The organism is Acinetobacter higginsii, from assembly GCF_000369845.1.
Lineage (GTDB): Bacteria > Pseudomonadota > Gammaproteobacteria > Pseudomonadales > Moraxellaceae > Acinetobacter > Acinetobacter higginsii.
In genome coordinates this window covers 212220-231640 of record NZ_KB850217.1, presented here as the reverse complement: position 1 = coordinate 231640, position 19421 = coordinate 212220, and the positions used below count along the sequence as shown (strand labels likewise).

General features: G+C 41.9%; 17 protein-coding genes. 9 read left to right on the top strand and 8 right to left on the bottom strand.

What is annotated here, in order from left to right; all coding sequences use genetic code 11:
• Positions 1-29 precede the first annotated feature (29 nt).
• Positions 30-1226 carry a low temperature requirement protein A gene (locus F885_RS05555; protein ID WP_005320057.1) on the bottom strand — a complete coding sequence of 399 codons (1197 nt, stop codon included), beginning with the start codon at positions 1224-1226 and terminating at the stop codon, positions 30-32.
• A gap of 399 nt (positions 1227-1625) precedes the next feature.
• Here F885_RS05555 and F885_RS05560 point away from each other — a divergent pair, with 399 nt between their 5' ends.
• The gene (locus tag F885_RS05560) at positions 1626-2582 is read left to right on the top strand and encodes a TerC family protein (protein ID WP_005320055.1); all 957 of its coding nucleotides are present in this window, start codon (positions 1626-1628) and stop codon (positions 2580-2582) included.
• Positions 2583-2606: 24 nt separating this feature from the next.
• Here F885_RS05560 and F885_RS05565 read toward each other — a convergent pair whose 3' ends face one another.
• Positions 2607-3233 (bottom strand): nucleotidyltransferase family protein, encoded by a 627-nt coding sequence (locus tag F885_RS05565; protein ID WP_005320054.1) that lies wholly within the window; start codon positions 3231-3233, stop codon positions 2607-2609.
• 139 nt (positions 3234-3372) lie between these two features.
• Between F885_RS05565 and guaD the strand changes: the two genes are divergently transcribed.
• From guaD to F885_RS05580, 3 genes are all read left to right on the top strand, one after another.
• Positions 3373-4701 carry a guanine deaminase gene (guaD, locus tag F885_RS05570; RefSeq protein ID WP_005320053.1) on the top strand — a complete coding sequence of 443 codons (1329 nt, stop codon included), beginning with the start codon at positions 3373-3375 and terminating at the stop codon, positions 4699-4701.
• Between the two features lie 212 nt (positions 4702-4913).
• Positions 4914-5444: a hypoxanthine phosphoribosyltransferase gene (gene hpt / locus F885_RS05575; RefSeq protein WP_004803306.1), complete on the top strand. Its 531-nt coding sequence runs from the start codon at positions 4914-4916 to the stop codon at positions 5442-5444.
• Positions 5445-5672: 228 nt separating this feature from the next.
• Complete coding sequence (locus F885_RS05580; protein WP_004656846.1) at positions 5673-5924, top strand: GlsB/YeaQ/YmgE family stress response membrane protein; 252 nt, start codon at positions 5673-5675, stop codon at positions 5922-5924.
• Positions 5925-5978: 54 nt separating this feature from the next.
• On the opposite strand, the gene F885_RS05585 is transcribed toward F885_RS05580, so the two are convergent.
• Entirely contained in the window at positions 5979-6677 is a 699-nt protein-coding gene (locus F885_RS05585) for a DsbC family protein (protein WP_005320051.1), read from the bottom strand.
• 436 nt (positions 6678-7113) lie between these two features.
• Between F885_RS05585 and F885_RS05590 the strand changes: the two genes are divergently transcribed.
• Positions 7114-8301: a PilT/PilU family type 4a pilus ATPase gene (locus F885_RS05590; protein ID WP_005201774.1), complete on the top strand. Its 1188-nt coding sequence runs from the start codon at positions 7114-7116 to the stop codon at positions 8299-8301.
• Positions 8302-8359: 58 nt separating this feature from the next.
• On the opposite strand, the gene mnmE is transcribed toward F885_RS05590, so the two are convergent.
• The 5 genes from mnmE to rpmH all read right to left on the bottom strand — a co-directional run bounded on the left by mnmE (position 8360) and on the right by rpmH (position 12483).
• Entirely contained in the window at positions 8360-9715 is a 1356-nt protein-coding gene (gene mnmE, locus F885_RS05595; RefSeq protein WP_005320050.1) for a tRNA uridine-5-carboxymethylaminomethyl(34) synthesis GTPase MnmE, read from the bottom strand.
• A 114-nt stretch (positions 9716-9829) separates the two neighbouring features.
• Entirely contained in the window at positions 9830-11590 is a 1761-nt protein-coding gene (yidC, locus tag F885_RS05600) for a membrane protein insertase YidC (protein ID WP_004803334.1), read from the bottom strand.
• A 2-nt stretch (positions 11591-11592) separates the two neighbouring features.
• On the bottom strand, positions 11593-11916 hold the full coding sequence (gene yidD / locus F885_RS05605) for a membrane protein insertion efficiency factor YidD (RefSeq protein WP_004803336.1): 324 nt from the start codon (positions 11914-11916) through the stop codon (positions 11593-11595).
• Positions 11917-11925: 9 nt separating this feature from the next.
• Positions 11926-12321 carry a ribonuclease P protein component gene (gene rnpA / locus F885_RS05610; protein ID WP_004656857.1) on the bottom strand — a complete coding sequence of 132 codons (396 nt, stop codon included), beginning with the start codon at positions 12319-12321 and terminating at the stop codon, positions 11926-11928.
• Positions 12322-12348: 27 nt separating this feature from the next.
• On the bottom strand, positions 12349-12483 hold the full coding sequence (gene rpmH / locus F885_RS05615; RefSeq protein ID WP_000831329.1) for a 50S ribosomal protein L34: 135 nt from the start codon (positions 12481-12483) through the stop codon (positions 12349-12351).
• A gap of 669 nt (positions 12484-13152) precedes the next feature.
• Between rpmH and dnaA the strand changes: the two genes are divergently transcribed.
• From dnaA to gyrB, 4 genes are all read left to right on the top strand, one after another.
• Positions 13153-14550: a chromosomal replication initiator protein DnaA gene (dnaA, locus tag F885_RS05620; protein WP_004803339.1), complete on the top strand. Its 1398-nt coding sequence runs from the start codon at positions 13153-13155 to the stop codon at positions 14548-14550.
• A 90-nt stretch (positions 14551-14640) separates the two neighbouring features.
• The gene (dnaN, locus tag F885_RS21280; RefSeq protein ID WP_005201768.1) at positions 14641-15789 is read left to right on the top strand and encodes a DNA polymerase III subunit beta; all 1149 of its coding nucleotides are present in this window, start codon (positions 14641-14643) and stop codon (positions 15787-15789) included.
• A gap of 23 nt (positions 15790-15812) precedes the next feature.
• Positions 15813-16895, top strand: a complete 1083-nt coding sequence (gene recF, locus F885_RS05630; RefSeq protein ID WP_005320046.1) for a DNA replication/repair protein RecF — start codon at positions 15813-15815, stop codon at positions 16893-16895.
• A 46-nt stretch (positions 16896-16941) separates the two neighbouring features.
• A complete protein-coding gene (gyrB, locus tag F885_RS05635) occupies positions 16942-19410 on the top strand; it encodes a DNA topoisomerase (ATP-hydrolyzing) subunit B (protein ID WP_005320044.1) in 2469 nt (822 codons plus the stop codon).
• Positions 19411-19421: the final 11 nt, after the last annotated feature.

Here is a 19421-nt window from a genome sequence, read left to right as displayed (position 1 = left end):
TCGCAATCTACCTGATAGCAGTACTTTGATTATGTACTTGCAACCACCTGCTCATCATTACAATTGTTCAAATACAGTTTAGCAATGACAAGACGCAGAATATAAATCACCGCCATCGCAAAAACGATATAACCAATATCGGCAAAAAATAAAGGAATCGCAAAAAGAATCAAAATGGTGATTGGATAGAGCCAACGTCGCCATCCAGATAAATCAAAGGCCTCGTAAAACAACCAAATATAGGTGCTATAAATCGCCAGACAGGCAGCAATCAGCCATCCCATCATTTGGCTGGAAATGTGGGCATGTTGAGTTGAAACATCAACTGCTGCGGCTAAAGCAGCACCTAATACCGCAATACTGATAAAGATAAAAAAATGACCATAGCCCCATAAAAAAGGCTGTACCCCACGACGTTGATGGTGATGATGACTGCGGTCAAAATAGACCCACCACATGGCAAACATCATCAACAGTCCACCAATCACCAAAAAGATTTCTTTGAAATTGACATCATGATTGGAAAAAGCTTCCTGCGTTGCGGCAAAACTGCCAATAATCGACTCTCCCAACACGATGATGGTAAGCAAACTGTAACGCTCAACAATATGATGTGGATGCCATGGTGTTACCGCATGCTTCTCAGCATAAAGAGGTACGGCGAGTTCAGCCAAAACCAGAATAAGGAATAGCAGAGGGGTCATGTGAATGGCACTAAAATTGCCGATTAACCATCCCAACTGCACTAAGACAATGCCAACGGCATAGCGATAGGCTGTTACCCTCCGTTCAGGATCATGTTTTGCGACACGGATCCATTGGGTCACCAAAGCCAAACGCATAATCACATAACCAATGATAATCACATCGAAATTATGTTCTTGAAACACTGCGGGGATGCCTGCCGCCATCACCAATGACCCGACGATTTGCACAAAAGTCAGACAGCGATACAGCATGTCATCATTGTCATAGGCTGAGGCAAACCAGGTGAAGTTCATCCATGCCCACCACAAGGCAAAAAACACCATAAAATAGGTCGGTAAAGCATGCCATAAGTGGCCTTCGATGATCGCATGGTGGAGCTGCTGTCCTGCGGTTGCAATCGCAACTACAAAAATCAGGTCAAATAACAATTCTAGGGGTGTCGCGGCTCGGTGAGCTTCGGTTGGATCACGCGGTGCAAGTCGCTTTCTTGGTCTATCTTGAATTTTTGCAGGACTCATCTGTTTTTATTCTCATCACGTTACAAAGCAGTTCGAGTTTAAATTAATCCAAGTTGAGGAATTTTCCTATCTCACCAAGATAAAAAATAATGTTTAAAATTTATGCATGCAAAGTTTGCTTAAATCGATTATTTATGTAATTCTATGCCTATCTTTGGATGTCATCATCCATAACAGAATTTGACAAGGGGAGTAGCCTCCTCCAAGCCTAGGTTGTGAAACTGAACAATTTAGGTGTCAGAGTTTCGTCATTACACTTTGCAAAAAGTCGGACTCTGAGCATCACAAACGATCGTGATGTAGGCAAGACCTTGATCATGTTGAAACAGATGTTTTATTTAATTCATCTGGCAACTGGTCAAGGTTTTTTTATGTCCATTTGCCAGATAGGGAGTTGTGATGGAAACTATCGGTAATTTATGGCTGTACGTTGCGTTCTTCGGAATCGTAACGGTCATGCTACTGGTCGACTTTTTAGGCTTTAAACAAAAACAAAACCAAGATGTACCTATCAGGCAAGCGGCTTACTGGAGTATTGCCTGGGTCACCGTTGCCATGATCTTTGGTGGTGGTTTGTGGTTGTATCTACAACAAACCGTTGGTGCAACCATCGCCAACCAAAAAACCATGGAATACTTTGCGGGTTATTTACTGGAAAAATCGCTGGCAATTGATAACGTCTTTGTCTGGCTGATGATTTTTGCGGCTTTTGCAATCCCTCCTGCATTCCAGCGTAAAATCCTGCTTTACGGCGTACTCGGTGCAATCATTTTAAGAACCATCTTTATCTTTATTGGTGCTTGGTTTGTACAAGAGTTCTCTTGGGTGCTGTATATCTTCGGTGCGTTCCTTGTCTACACAGGCTTTAAGTTCCTGAAAGGGCAGGATGAAGAAGACACCAATATTGAAGATATCAAAATCCTGAAATGGTTACGCAAACACATGCGGATTACCCCACAGTTAGAAGGCAATAAGTTCTTCGTTCGTCAGAACGGTGTGTTATGGGCAACGCCTTTGTTCTTGGTGTTAATCTTGGTAGAAGCGTCTGATGTGATTTTCGCAGTGGATTCTATTCCTGCGATTTTCGCTGTGACCAGTGACCCGTTCATTGTGTTAACCGCAAACTTAATGGCGATTTTAGGCTTACGTGCGATGTTCTTCTTATTGGCAGGTGCTGCAAGCAAAATGCATTACTTACCCTATGGTTTGGGCATCATCTTATTGTTCATTGGTGCAAAAATGTTATTGCTCGATGTATTCCACATGCCAATCTGGATCTCGTTAGGCTTTATCGTACTGGTGTTGAGCATCACCGCTTATCTCTCGTTACGTCATAACAAACGCCAAGAACAATAAACACAAAGCATTTCAAAAGGGTCTTCAATGAAGGCCCTTTTTTATTTGAGCATCATCAACTAATTGCAATTTAGGCCATTGCTGTAACCACTGTTTCGACTCAAGCCGGTGTTTAAATGTGTCATAGCTGACCAATGCCGGATTCCAACGCAATCTCAGTGCAAATAAATCAAGCAGGCCAAAGGGTGCGATCAGCTCCATTTCTCCAGCGCAATTTAACCTGAGCGCAATCGCCGTTGCTGTGTCTGGCCATAGCGACAAGGCATGTTCAAGCGATACTAGAGGTTGAATGTTTGCTGCATTGTCCTGACGATACCAAGTATGTACCAAGGCCTGATTCACCACATCCCATTGTTGTTCAGGAAAGATACGCTCTAAATCTTGCTGTAACTGTTTTTGCAAACGCTCATCTGTTTGCATTGCATCATGATAAATCACATCTATATCGCAATTGTTCAAGTTAAAGCTTTGACCATGTAAATGTGCCCATACGGTATTCCGAAGCACACCCGCACTTAAATAAGCTGCAGGATGTAATCGAGCCAATTGCTGCAACATCCCATACAAGGCAGGGGACTGCATAATCAGATCAAACAGTCTGCTTCGATTGCTTTGCTCTGTCTCTGCGTTTCCCCCAGATAAGGCATACATTTCAATTTCCCCAAACTGAGTTGCTTTAAATTATGAGTCACATTTATATACCTTTTAAGCCGACGAATTAGACGAATAATCCAGTAACTTTGGCAAAATCAGGTACAATCAACCGAAAAAAGTAAAATTGTAGGTTGTTATGACTTTGGCTACTCCAATCACGGTGATTCGTGGTCGCTTCTTAGATATTCAAAAAACCGTTTCCCAAGCTGCTGAAATTGCCGATCAAGTGCGCTATCTCGAAGATGGTGTCATGATCACTGAACAGGGCAAAATTCGCTGGTTTGGCACGTGGAACGACGCTCAAGCCCATCTTCCTGCAAACGTTGAAATTCAGCATTATCCAGAACAGTTGATCATTCCGGGCATGATCGATACCCATATTCACTTTCCACAAACCGAAATGGTCGGGGCCTACGGCGAGCAACTTTTAAGCTGGTTAAATACCTATACCTTCCCAACCGAAATCCAGTTCAAAGACCAAGCCTATGCGACAGAAATTGCGCAATTCTTTGTCAATGAACTACTCAAAAATGGCACCACCACAGCATTGGTATTCTGTACGGTACATCCTGAATCGGTGGATGCCTTATTTGAGGCCGCAGCACAGCACCAGATGCGTTTAATCGCGGGTAAAGTCATGATGGATCGTCATGCACCCGAAGCCTTGTGTGACACCGCAGATAGCGGCTATAACGATTCTAAAGCATTAATTGAGAAGTGGCATGGCCAAGGTCGTGCACTGTATGCAATTACCCCACGTTTTGCGCCGACCTCTACCCCAGAACAACTCGAAAAAGCAGGCCAACTCAAAGCACAATTCCCAGATGTCTATGTACATACCCATTTGAGTGAAAATAAAGATGAGATTGCTTGGGTCAAAGATTTGTTCCCTGAGCAAAAGAGTTATCTGGATGTCTATCATCACTATGGCTTAACTGGCCAGCGCTCAGTATTCGCACACTGCGTGCATTTAGAAGATGCTGAATGGAAATGCATGCATGAAACTGATTCTGCAATTGCCTTCTGTCCAACTTCAAATCTATTCTTGGGTAGCGGTTTATTCCCATTGAATAAAACTTGGCAACAACAGGTTAAAGTCGGCCTTGGCACCGACGTTGGGGCAGGGACCTCGTTTAGCTTATTGCAAACCGTCAATGAAGCATACAAGGTTCAACAGCTACAAGGTGATAAGCTGTCGGCATTTGAGTCGCTCTATCATGCAACCTTAGGCGGAGCAAAAGCCTTGCATCTGGATGACAAGCTCGGTAATTTCAATCTCGGTAAAGAAGCTGATTTTGTGGTACTGAACCTGAAACCGACCGCATTGCAGCAACTGCGTCAGTCCCGTTCAAAATCGGTTGATGACAGCCTATTCGCCTTATTCACCATGGGCGATGACCGAAATATTGAGGCAACCTATATCTATGGACAAAAAGCCTACAGCCAAAGCGAAACGTTTAAATAAACAAAAACTTGGGTGGATCATATTGGCCATTGGATGTGCGGTTCTGTTAAAACGTGACCGTGCATCTGCTCAAAATGAAACATATTCTTCATCATCAAAAGGTGCATGAAAGGTGATTTTGTTTTAAAATTGGCGGATTAGCTCAAGATTTCGAGGTGTTGCAGGTCAACACCTTTTTTATTTTCCCGTTTTTAAGTTTTAGGAATCTACCGATGACCATTGCAATGCGCATTATGATTTCAAGTGAAGAGATTCAAGCCAAAGTTAAAGAACTGGGCGAAAAGATCAATGCACACTATGCTCAAAGTGATAAAGAACTGGTATTGATTGGCCTGTTACGTGGTTCAGTTATTTTTATGGCCGACCTATGCCGTGCCATTGAAAAGCCACACGAACTCGATTTTATGACTGTTTCTAGCTACGTCAATGGCACCACTGTTTCATCAAGAGACGTCAAGATCCTAAAAGATCTGGATGGTGAAATTCACGGTAAAGATGTACTGGTGGTGGAAGACATTATCGACTCTGGCAACACTTTAAGTAAAGTGGTTGAAATGCTGAAAACACGTAACCCGAACTCGATTGAACTGTGTACTCTGGTCAGTAAACCATCACGCCGTGAAATTCCGTTAGAAGTTAAATTTCTCGGTTTTGAAGTCGAAGATCGCTTTATTGTTGGTTATGGTTTGGATTTCGATCAAAAATACCGTCACCTCCCATTTATTGGTGAAATCGGTCTTTAATGACTCAACCTTACTGGCATTGCATCAATACCGATGACAACTGTCATGGGCTGATCATAATGCTGACTCAGGTGCCTTAGGGCACCTTTTTTATGTTTTCTTATTAAACAAAGCCTGCTAAAGAATGCACAAAAATACGACATAAATAGGCAATCCACTACAGACAAAGTAGGCTCTAATCAAGCAGGATAATAAGAAATACCGCTTTTAAAACAAGGAGAAAAGATAATGTGGTCTCTGATTGTAGCCATTGTTGTTGGTTTTTTTGCTGGTTTAATTGCACGCGCAATACATCCAGGTGATGACAAAGCTGGCTTTATTGTCACGACCTTATTGGGTATCGCAGGTTCATTACTCGCCACTTACGGTGGACGTTTACTTGGCTTATATGCTGAAAATTCGGCAGCAGGTTTTATTGCGTCTGTTCTGGGTGCAGTGATTATTTTATTCCTTTATAAACTCATCACCAAAAAAAGTTAAATCCCTTCTGAAAGCTCCCCATTCATTTTAATCAATGATTGGGGAGTTTTTTCATTAGAGTCCGAGCTCTTTCCAAATCATCTGAATTTCTTCAGCACTGCGTCCACCGACCATTTTCAAACCATTTGAGAAAATCAAGGTTGGTGTGGCATCCACAGCAAGTTTACGACCGAGTTCAAGGTTACGCTCAATCGGGTTGGCACAACTTTTTTCTTTCGGTTGCAGATTCTTTTGTAGCAAATTTTTCCATGCATAGGCAGGATTGGCATCACACCAAACCGATTTTGACACCGCAATCGATTGTGGTTTTAAAGCATAGATAAAGGTATAAATCGTCACATCGGTCAGCTTGTCCAGTTCAGCTTCTAATTTTTTGCAATATGAACAATTTGGGTCCGAAAACACCACTAACTCACGCTTACCATTGCCTTTAACCGTTTTAATCGCATCCTTAAAAGGCAGTTGTTTCCAGTCAATTGAATTTTGTTGGATCACTAAATCCTTGGTGAGGTTCTTTTGATCTTTTAGGCGCACCATAGAACCCACAAACATATGTTGTGCACTTTCATCCAAATAAATAATCTGATTATCCAGACTGGCACTATATAAACCCGTCATTTCTGTAGGTTGGATGTTGCTGACTTGGATATTGGGATATTGCTTATTTAAATTGCTTTTTAAGCTGTCTACGTTGGCAAAACTCATCGCTGACATACAGCTCAATAATGAGAACATCCCAATTTTTTTTAACATGTCTGACACTCAATTCAAAAATCAGCGGCTATTGTAATCAGTCTCAAGCCGTTCAACAGCCAAGCTTACTCAGTAACAACCAAAACTCTACCAATTCATGCGATGTTTCACGTGGAACATCCGTTTATTCTGTTCACATTCACCCATACACATGCTGCAAGCGATCGATTCAGTAAAAAACTGACAATTTAGGTCCATCACATTGATAATTATTTAATATTTTTAAAAAAGTACATAGATCAATACCTCGCTTTTTGGAATAATTCGCATCATTCAGCAGCACAGTGAAAATGATGGAATAAAATGGCCTAAATCGAGTCGCCTTGATCTATCATTATTCATTTTCAAGAAACAAAAAAATGTTTCCCTATCGGGATGATTATCATCGTATTACAGCAATGAACTTCGCTTCATTGTAAAAAATTTAGGTAGCTCAATGTATAACGCGGAACTATTAGAAGAAGCCAAAACCTTTATGTTTCATATGCTTAGCAAAGTAGTGGAATATGGGGGGTCCGATTTATTTATCACCGCTGATTTTCCACCGAGCATTAAATTGCAAGGCCTGATGCGTCCATTGGGGCAACAGGCACTTACCGCAGATAAAACCAAGCTATTTGCCTATAGTTTGATGAATGAAAAACAGCGCCAAGAATTTGAAACAGAATGGGAATGTAATTTCGCAATCAATGTGCCCAATGTTTCCCGTTTCCGTGTCAACGTATTTAAACAACAGCTGCAAATCGGCATGGTGATTCGTACCATTACCTCAGAAATTCCAACCTTCCAAAAGCTGAAACTGCCAGAATCTCTGAAAAATGTGATTATGGAAAAGCGTGGTCTGGTGTTGGTTGTTGGGGGGACAGGCTCAGGCAAATCCACCTCTTTGGCGGCCATGATTGACCATCGTAATGAAAACTCAGCGGGGCATATCATTACTGTTGAAGACCCAGTGGAATATGTGCATAAACACAAAAAATCGATGATTACCCATCGTGAAGTAGGGGTTGATTGTCATTCATGGCACCACGCCTTGAAAAACACACTACGTCAGGCACCTGATGTGATTCTGATTGGTGAAATCCGTGATACTGAAACCATGGAACACGCGATTGCCTTTGCGGAAACAGGACATCTTTGCTTAGGTACTTTACACGCCAATAATGCCAACCAAGCACTGGATCGAATTATTAACTTTTTCCCAGAAGAGCGTCGCAATCAATTGCTGATGGATCTTTCATCCAATATGAAAGGGATTATTTCGCAACGTCTGGTTCGTACCCAAGATGGCAAAGGTCGTCGTGCTGCAATTGAAATTTTATTGAATACCCCATTGATTGCCGACAATATTCTCAAAGGACAGTTCCACGCACTGAAAGAGATTATGAGCAAATCGCGTGAGCTAGGCATGCAAACCTTCGACCAAGCCTTATTTGAGCTGTATAACGAAGGCGCGATTAGCTATGATGAAGCCTTACGCAATGCCGATTCAGTCAATGAATTGCGTTTACAGATCAAGCTGAAAAGTACTCGCCAAGAAGGCGCACCCGTTGCAATGATGACTGCGTTAAATGTGGTACAAGAAGAAAAGCCTGAAGAAGAGCAACAAACTGAAGATCAGTGATAGAAAAAATGGCTTGGATTGCAACACAATCCAAGCCATTAATATTTGATTTAATTCATTATTTTCCAATACAGAACGAACCAAAAATCTTACCAAGCAAATCATCGGCACTGAAATCACCGGTGATTTCACCTAATGCATTCTGCGCCAAACGCAACGACTCGGCCACCAGCTCACCAGCGTTAAACACCACCAACTGCTCACGCGCCTCAGACAAGTAGCGCTGAGTACGCTTCATTGCGTCTAAATGACGTGTTCGGGCGATAAAGGTGTCTTCCTCGGGTTGGAAGCCTGCATGCGTTGTAATCGCATCTATGAGCGCCTGAACACCCATATCCTGTTTGGCTGAGACACGGATATGACGGAAACCCTGATAATCGGTCATTTCGGCTTGTTGTCCAGTTAAATCGCATTTATTGCCAATCAATAACAAACGTTTTGGTTCCAGATGATCAGCAAAATACTCATGTGCCAACTGTAATGGTTCATCGCCCTGATTTAAGTCATACACCAACAGCAATAAATCTGCCTGTTCAATTTCCTTTATCGCACGACGAATCCCTTCCTGCTCCACAATATCGCCCGTCTCACGTAAACCAGCAGTGTCAGTTAAGGTGATCGGCAAGCCATTTAAACTGATCTTTTCATGCAGCACATCTCGAGTGGTTCCTGCAATATCGGTCACAATGGCACGTTCATGACCTGCCAGTGCATTTAACAGGCTCGATTTACCCGCGTTCGGCTTACCCGCAATCACCACTTGTAAACCTTCACGTAGCAATTGGCCTTGCCGCGCAGACTGCTGTACCGCTTGAACCGAGTCTTGTACATCGTCCAACAAGGCCAAAATCTTGCCGTCAGCCAAGAAGTCAATTTCTTCTTCTGGGAAATCAATCGCGGCTTCAACATGCAGACGTAAGTGAATCAGCTTTTCTAAAACCGTATTAATTTTGGTTGAAAATGCACCTTGTAAAGAACGAACCGCCGAACGTGCTGCTGCCTGTGATGTCGCATCAATCAAATCGGCAATTGCTTCTGCTTGCACCAGATCCATTTTGCCATTTTCAAAGGCACGCATGGAAAACTCACCCGCCTTTGCAGCAGTTGCGCCCAAATCCAGTAAACGTGCTAACAGGGCATTTTGAATGACTGGACCACCATGACCTTGTAGTTCCACCACATCTTCCCCGGTAAAGGAATGCGGGTTTGGAAAACACAATACAATGCCTTCATCCATCACCGAGCCATCGGCATCACAAAACTGACGGAAACCTGCCATGCGTGCCGCAGGGAGCTTTTTCTGGGTCAGTTGCTCTGCTATTGCATAAGCTTTTGGTCCAGAGAGTCGAATCACCCCCACACCACCACGACCTAATGGGGTAGCAATCGCAGCAATTGTGGTTTGATGTTGCATGTTAAATTCACCTAAAAAACGCAAGGGTTGTTGGGTTCAACCGCTAAATACAGACAAAGAAAAATCCGCCTAAGATTACCATCTTAAGCGGATTTATTCAGTAAAAGTTCGAACTTAAGCGCTCGGCTCAACCTTGTTGAGACGGTCTTTTTCGACACCTTTGTTAATAAACCATTGTTGCAAAATGGTAATACTGTTGTTGACGATCCAGTAAAGCACTAAGCCCGCAGGGAAGAACAACATGAATACCGTAAACATGATTGGCATGATACGGAACACTTTTGCCTGCATTGGATCAGTCGGTTGTGGGTTCAACATTTGCTGAACGAACATGGTCACACCCATGATCAACGGCAAGATAAACCATGGATCCATCGCAGATAAATCTTGAATCCAACCTAACCACGGTGCATGACGGAGTTCAACAGATTCCATCAATACCCAATACAAGGCTAAGAAAATCGGCATTTGTAACAGCAATGGCAAGCAACCAGACAATGGGTTGACTTGTTCACGCTTGTATAACGCCATCATTTCTTGCGAGAAACGCATGCGGTCTTCACCAAATTCTTCTTTCATGCGTTGCATTTCTGGTGCAATCACACGCATTTTCGCCATCGAACGATAACTTTTTGAAGAAAGTGGCCATAAAATCAACTTCACCAAGATCGTCAATAAGATAATTGACCAGCCCCAGTTACCAATAATGTTATGGAAGAATTGCAAGCCCAAGAACAATAATTTCGCAATTGGCCATAACCAACCATAATCAACAGTTTGGTTTAAGCCAGCAGCTAAGTCTTTGAGTTCAGATTGGATTTTTGGACCTGAATACAGTTTAGCATCCACTTCCATTGATGTACCTGCAGGTACATTAATCACTGGAGAAGTGAAGCCCATGATATTCATGCCGTCCGTAGACTGACGTGACTCTAATTTTGCATTATATGGCTGACCATCGGCCTGAGTGAGTTTTAAGTTCCCAGGAATCCATGCGCTCACAAAATAATGCTGAACCATGGCAACCCAGCCGCCTTTGGCTTCAACATTTAATTTTTCGTCATTAAAGTTGGTAAATTTTAACTTGTTATAATGCGCATCTGGTGTACCCCAAGCGCCACCAAGATAAGTACCCAAGGTGAAAATACCTTGTGAAGACTTACCTGGGTCATCCGAATTATCACGCTTTAATTGACCAAACATTTGACCTTGCCAGCTTTGCTGACTGCGGTTAATGACTTGATGTTTAACGGTAATTGGGTAATCGCCTTGCGTGAAGGTGAACGATTTGATCACTTCCACACCTTCAGGTGTTTTAAATACCAACGGCACAGTCAACACTTGCTGTGTTTTACCATCTTTCGACGCAACGCTTTTCGCATCTGCCAACGTGTATGCTGTTTTTTCAACATCATACATTGGACGACCGCCACGGCTGCTATCTGGTCCATTTAAACCAATTAAACCAGATTGAGCGACGTAAGTACGTTTCGCATCGCTTTCCAGCATGACAAACGGTTTGTCGCTGTCTTTGCTTTCATCATGGCTTAACAATTCAATACGGACAATATCACCACCTTTTGGATTGATCCACAGGTGATAAAGATCAGTTTGTACTGAAATCAGTTGCTGACTCACAGATGTATTATGTTCTGTGGCTTGTGATGCAGTCACATTTGCTTGTGGCAAGTCTGAAGCCGCTGTTGCATTTTGAGCATTTGGCAAATCTGCAGATACTTCATGTGCAGTCACAGCAGCCGCTTGTTGTTGCGGTGCTGGTGCAGCATGACCATAATCTTTTTGCCAAGCCAAAATAAGCAAATATGCGGTAACAAACATGGCTCCAAGAATTGCAAATCTGGCCCATTGTTGCATATCTATAATCCCAAATGGTTAGAGAGATTTTGCTTGAATAAACGATCACGAAAGGGTACAGCAACGTGATGCATTTGAGAATCTATTTGATGAAACGAAATAAAACGAAGTGCTTTACGAGGCACTGGATCATAGCCTGACCCACCCCAAGGATGACAACGGCAAATTCGCTTAGTCGATAACCATACACCTTTGACCGCGCCATGTGTCTGCAAGGCTTCGATTGCATATTGCGAACAAGTGGGAATATAGCGACAACGAGGACCCAATAATGGACTAATTGCGATTTGGTAACATCTTATCAACCAATGCAGTAAACGTACCATTGGAGATCTCTAATTTTGGAGGGATGTCACAACGACTTTGGAATGCTTCTTTGCTAAGCGTTGTAATTTTTGCCAAGCAAAATCTAATTGTTGATGTAATTCTTGATTTGCGATTGCTTCTATACCTACTTTAGGCATCACCACAATATCGATATCAGCATTAAATTGCGCTTGATGTAAACGAAAGCTCTCCCGAGCAAGACGTTTTATTCGATTTCGTTCATGTGCACGACGCACCTTTTTTTTAGCAACGACAATACCCAAACGGCTTTTCGGCTGTTCGGTTAATTTTGCTAAAAAAAGGAAATGGGGCTGATGCACTTTAAAAAGCGCACCATCAAATACACTTTTATAATCAGCGGCACAACGAATACGAGATTCAGTGCCGAAACTGTAAAGTGTCATCACCCAAGTCTGGTCAGCTTAACAGTATTAAACAGTTAAGCTATGACGACCTTTTGCACGACGACGAGCTAAAACTTGACGACCTGCTTTAGTAGCCATACGAGCGCGGAAACCATGAACGCGTTTACGCTTTAATTCAGATGGTTGGAAAGTACGTTTCATTTCGAAACTCCAAAATGATCTTTCTATAAAGGTCCGCGATTTTATTGCGCAATGTTTACGCTGTCAATGAAAAATCAAAAACTTTACATTTTCTTTGTTCTGTTTTGAAGCAATAAAACTGCTCGAAGTTATATGCTTTTATTGAAAACAAAAAATATACACAAGCTATCTATTTAAATAATATCAGTATTCGTCTATATTCACAGCTTACAAACAAGCTTATCAACAATCCATCTTCTGATTTAAATTTAATTCTTGGATTTTGAATTTAAATTTCGATATGCTCAGTTATCCACATTTCGAGTGAACCCTATAAGTAAATTCAAATTTTAAAATTTAAATTTATTCTTATTAGGGCGCATTTATTCTGTGGAAAGTGGTGTTTTTTTATTAATAAACATAAAGCTATGCTGTGGATAAGTATGTTTTTATCAATTTTATAGTTTGTGGATAACTTTGAGCTTAAAACTATCCACAGCTTGTGCAAAAAGTTATGCACATGTGGTTTTGAATTTAAATTTATAAACGAATGCTGTCTTTTTCAGCAAAAGTCCCATAAATTGTCCTGACAGATGTGGATAACTTGGTTAGAATGGCGACCCCTTTGAAAGATGAGGGGTGACGGTTTTTTATTTTTGAATTTAAAAAATGGATATATAGGGGATGCACATGCTCTGGACAGACTGCTTAACTCGCTTGCGACAAGAGCTATCTGATAACGTCTTTGCGATGTGGATTCGTCCTTTGGTTGCTGAAGAGGTTGATGGTGTGATGCGTTTATACGCACCGAACCCCTATTGGACGCGTTATATTCAAGATAACCATTTAGAACTGATCTCTATTCTTGCGGAACAATTGTCGGAAGGCCGAGTTCGTCAGGTTGAAATTCTGGTTGATTCACGTCCTGGGACAATTTTGTCTTCTAATGAGCAACCTGCAACCACAACAGCAGCGTTGAGTAGTGCACCTGTTGCTGTTCCAACAAAAGTAAAAAAAGAATCTGACTTGGTTCAACCCAGTCAAAATGTCACTAAAATACCGAAGAAAAGACAACTCAATCCATTATTTACCTTCTCTTTGTTTGTTGAAGGCCGTTCTAACCAAATGGCTGCTGAAACCTGCCGTAAAGTTTTAACGCAGTTAGGTGCTTCGCAACACAACCCTTTATTTTTGTATGGCCCAACAGGTCTGGGTAAAACCCATTTAATGCAGGCCGTGGGCAATGCGCTATTACAAGCCAAGCCAAATGCACGTGTGATGTATATGACTTCGGAAAGTTTCGTACAGGACTTTGTCAGTTCATTACAAAAAGGTAAGGTTGAAGAATTTAAGAAAAATTGTCGTTCTTTAGATTTATTGTTGGTGGATGATATTCATTTGCTCGCAGGAAAAGAAGCAAGTCTTGTTGAATTCTTCTATACATTCAATGCTTTATTGGATGAATCTAAACAAATTATTTTAACCTCAGATCGTTATCCAAAAGAATTGACTGAACTTGATCCACGTTTAGTTTCTCGCTTTTCATGGGGTTTATCTGTGGGGGTTGAACCACCAGATATCGAAACCCGTATCGAGATTTTGCTGAAAAAAGCTGAAAATAGTGGTGTTGATTTACCAAGAAACTGTGCTTTGTTTATTGCACAACAAGTGGTTGCCAATGTGCGAGAGCTTGAAGGTGCTCTGAATAAAGTGGTCGCGATTTCACGTTTCAAAGGTACCGTCATTGACCTAGATGTCGTACGTGAGTCGTTAAAAGATGTTTTGGCGATTCGTGCACGTACCATTAGCGTGGAAAATATCCAGCGGGTGGTGAGTGAATACTTCCGAATTCCATTAAAAGAATTGATTGGTCCAAAACGTACCCGTATTTATGCACGCCCACGTCAATTGGCCATGGGTTTGGCACGTGAATTAACTGGGGATAGTTTCCCAGAAATTGGCATGGCTTTTGGTGGTCGTGACCACAGTACCGTGATGCATGCCTGTGAAAAAGTGGTCAGCTTGCGTGAAGAAGACCCTATTTTTAATGAAGACTATAAAAATTTACTGCGCTTGTTACAAAGTTAATCTATTTTTCAGAGTTGCAAACTATTTTTAAGTGCAGCATAGTACACTGCTAACATTCATATCGACTTCTGTTGTAAGAGGAATAAAATCGTGCGTTTGAAAATCGCTAAAGAAAGTTTAGTCAATGTTTTATCCCATGTGGTGGGGGCTGTTGAACGCCGTCATACCTTGAATATTCTTTCAAACGTTAAAATTCAAACCACACAACAGGCTTTAACCATTACAGGTTCTGACTTGGAAGTTGAATTGGTTGCCAGCACTACGTTAGCAGAAGGTGCTTGTTTGGAAGCGGGTGAAACCACGGTTCCTGCACGTAAACTGGTCGAAATTTGTAAATCTCTTCCGACAGCAGCCTTGATTGATCTACAAATTACTGAAGATCAACGTTGTATTTTAAAATCGGGCAATAGCCGTTTCGTTTTGGGTACACTTCCTGCGGAAGATTATCCATTGTTAACTACTGAAAATAGTCAGGGTACACAAGTTCAGGTCACGCAGCGTGAATTGAAGCGATTATTTGAAAAAACAGCTTTTGCTATGGCTGTACAAGATGTCCGTTTTTACCTGACGGGTACATTGTTGGAAATTGATCAAAATCAATTACGTACAGTAACTACTGATGGACATCGTTTAGCCTTGTGTGAGGTGTTGGCTTCTTCAACAGCAGCAGCGCCGATGCAGGCCATTGTTCCGCGTAAAGCCGTAGGTGAATTACAACGTTTACTGAGTCTTGAAGATGAGCAATTGACCTTATTGATTGGGCGTGAATTGTTGAACGTCACCATTAATACGCCAAGCCGTGATAAAGAGCAGGGTGATATTACGGTTCGTTTCACGACGAAGTTAATTGATGGGAAGTTCCCTGATTATCGCCGTGTCATTCCAAAAAATGGTGATAAGCATGTGTTTATTGCACATGATGTGTTTAAACAGTCGTTGCAGCGTGTTGCTATTTTAAGTAATGAAAAACTTCGTGGTGTTTTCTTGAATTTTAATCAAGATTCATTACAGTTACGTGCCAATAACCCAGAACAGGATGAAGCGGTAGAAGATATTGCAATTCAATATCAAGATGCACCCTTAGAAATGTCATTTAATGCACAATATATTCTTGAGGTGCTGGGTGTACTGGATGGTGATGACGTGAAAATGAGCATGAGCGAAGCCAATCAGTCGGTGCTTGTTCAAGATCCAGCCCATCCAGATCAAACCTATGTCGTGATGCCAATGCGAGTTTAATGGCGAGATTTGAGTTTTAAAGCATGCAAATCACGCGTTTAAATATCGAACGTGTACGTAATTTAAAGACGGTTGCACTCCATGAGTTGCAACCGTTTAATATTTTTTACGGCGCAAATGGTTCTGGAAAAACTTCAGTTCTCGAGTCCATACATTTACTGGCAACAGGTCGTTCATTTCGCACCCATATTCCAAAACATTACATCCAATATGACGCTGGGGATGCAATTGTGTTTGCGCAATCTGCCAGTGAGCGTATTGGTATGCAAAAGTTGGCTTCGGGCGAACAGGTGATTAAGGTCAATGGCGATACTATTGCGACTCAAGGTCAACTGGCAAAATTATTGCCTTTACAGCATATCGATCCACAGAGTACCGATATTATTGACCATGGTGCAAAGCCTCGGCGACAGTTATTAGATTGGTTAATGTTCCACGTGGAACCTGAGTTTTATTTTGCATGGCAATATTATTCTCGGGCACTCAAACAACGCAATAGTTTGCTCAAGACACGGCGCAATCTGACTTTGGCTGATTTAGAGCCTTGGAATAAAATGCTCAGTGATTATGGTGAAATGCTGCATTCACAACGGGTCAGTATTGTTGAGCAATGGAACCAATTTTTCCATGAAGATTTAAAGCAGCTTCTACCTAATCTTGAAATTGAACTGGAATACAATCCGGGTTTTCATTCTGAGCAAGGTCTATTGCAGGACTTGGTTCAGCAGCATCAAAAAGACCTCGATCGACGTTATACCGAGTATGGTCCGCATCGCGCTGATTTACGTTTAAAAACGCCGTTTGGTAATGCAGATGATGTGCTCTCTCGCGGGCAAAAAAAGTTGTTAATCATGGCATTAAAACTGTCACAAATTGCAATGCTACATGCGAGTAATAAGGAAACTGTGGTATTATTAGATGATCTGACAGCAGAGTTAGATGAGACTGCACAACAACGTTTAATTGAGCGATTGAGTCAGTTGGGAAGTCAAGTTTTTATGACCACCTTAGACCATGCGTCGGTATTAAAACACTTACAGGATTTGTCGATTTCTTTTCAATTATTCCACGTTGTTCACGGTCAAGTCAGTCTTGCTGCGCCATAATTTTATTTTTCATCTTTCAATAGATCAATATTACTAGGGAGTAACCATGAGTTCAGAGTCTCAATCAGTCTCTCAAACAGAACAAACAAATGAAAAGGCTTATGATTCCTCTAGTATTAAAGTATTACGTGGATTAGATGCGGTTCGTAAACGTCCTGGCATGTATATCGGTGACACCGATGATGGGACAGGTCTACACCATATGGTGTTTGAGGTGGTGGATAATGCCATCGATGAAGCTTTAGCAGGACACTGTGACGAGATTATCGTGACGATTCATGAAGATGAATCGGTGAGTGTCTCGGATAATGGTCGTGGAATTCCAACCGATATTCACCCAGAAGAAGGGGTGTCGGCGGCAGAGGTGATTCTGACGATCCTGCATGCAGGCGGTAAATTCGATGACAACAGTTATAAGGTGTCGGGTGGTTTACACGGTGTAGGTGTCTCAGTTGTAAATGCCCTATCTAAAAAATTGCATTTGACCATTCACCGTGCTGGCCAAATCCATGAACAAGAATACGCGCATGGTGATCCACAATATTCATTAAAAGTTGTAGGTGAAACAGATACATCGGGTACAACGGTTCGTTTCTGGCCGAGTGAACTCACCTTTAGCCAAACCATTTTTAATGTCGATATTTTGGCTCGCCGTTTAAGAGAACTGTCTTTTCTAAACGCAGGCGTGCGAATTGTATTGCGTGATGAACGTGTAAACTTCGAACATGTTTATGATTATGAAGGCGGTTTATCTGAATTCGTTAAATACATTAACGAAGGTAAAACCCATTTAAATGAGATTTTCCATTTCACCGCTGATACGGATAGTGGTATTGCCGTTGAAGTTGCATTGCAATGGAATGAGAGTTACCAAGAAAACGTTCGTTGCTTTACCAATAATATTCCACAAAAAGATGGTGGTACACACCTTGCAGGTTTTCGTGCTGCGTTAACTCGTGGTTTAAACCAATATCTTGAAAGTGAAAATATTCTTAAGAAAGAAAAAGTTGCTGTCACAGGTGATGATGCGCGTGAAGGCTTAACTGCAATTATTTCAGTGAAAGTGCCAGATCCAAAATTCTCATCACAAACCAAAGAAAAATTGGTGTCGAGTGAAGTGAAACCTGCAGTAGAGCAGGCAATGAACAAAGAGTTTTCAGCTTATTTGCTGGAAAATCCACAAGCCGCAAAATCGATTGCAGGCAAGATTATTGATGCAGCACGTGCGCGTGACGCAGCACGTAAAGCACGTGAAATGACCCGTCGTAAGAGTGCTTTGGATATCGCAGGTTTACCGGGTAAATTGGCAGACTGTCAGGAAAAAGATCCTGCATTGTCTGAACTGTATCTGGTCGAGGGTGACTCTGCGGGCGGTAGTGCCAAACAAGGTCGTAACCGTAAAATGCAGGCAATTTTACCGTTGAAAGGTAAAATTCTAAACGTAGAACGTGCGCGCTTTGACAAGATGATTTCAAGCCAAGAAGTCGGTACTTTAATTACCGCTTTGGGCTGTGGTATTGGTCGGGAAGAATATAATCCAGACAAATTACGTTATCACAAAATCATCATCATGACCGATGCGGACGTGGATGGTTCACATATTCGTACTTTGTTATTGACCTTCTTCTTCCGTCAAATGCCAGAATTGGTTGAGCGTGGCTATATCTATATTGCACAGCCGCCATTGTATAAGTTGAAGAAAGGTAAGCATGAGCAGTACATGAAAGACAATGATGCACTGGAAACCTTCTTGATTTCCAATGCGATTGATGAACTTGCATTACATGTCAGCGCTGAGGCACCTGCGATTAATGGGGCTGCATTAGCCAGTGTTATTGCCGACTATCAAGTGTCACAAAAAAGCTTACAACGCCTGACTCAACGTTATCCTGCAAGTTTGTTAGATGGTTTACTTGAGCTTGATGCATTTAAAACAGATCACAACCATGAACGCGAGTATGTTGAAACATGGGCTGAGCAATTACGTGTTGCAATTGAAAAATTACAACCAAGCCTACGTCCCGAGATTACATTAGAAGCGTTTGAGCGTGAAAATGCGCAGGGCGAGAAATCAGCACATTATTGGCCACGCGTCACCGTCTACGTGCATAACTTACCGCATTCATATCTATTAGATGCTGGTCTGTTAAATTCTGCTGAGTATGCGCGTTTACTGAAGAACTCGAAGAGCTGGTTCAAGTTGCTGGAAGATGGGGCTTATCTGCAAAAAGGTGATCGCCGTATTCAGGTCACGAGCTTCCATCAAGTATGGCAGCACATTTTACAAGACTCACGTCGCGGTATGATGATCCAACGTTATAAAGGTTTGGGTGAGATGAACGCAGAGCAGCTTTGGGAAACCACGATGGATCCTGAAAACCGTAATATGTTGCAAGTGACCATTGATGATGCGATTGAAGCTGATCGTATGTTCTCATGCTTGATGGGTGATGATGTAGAACCGCGTCGTGCCTTCATTGAAGAAAATGCGTTAAATGCAGATATTGATGCTTAATTAGTTTAGGC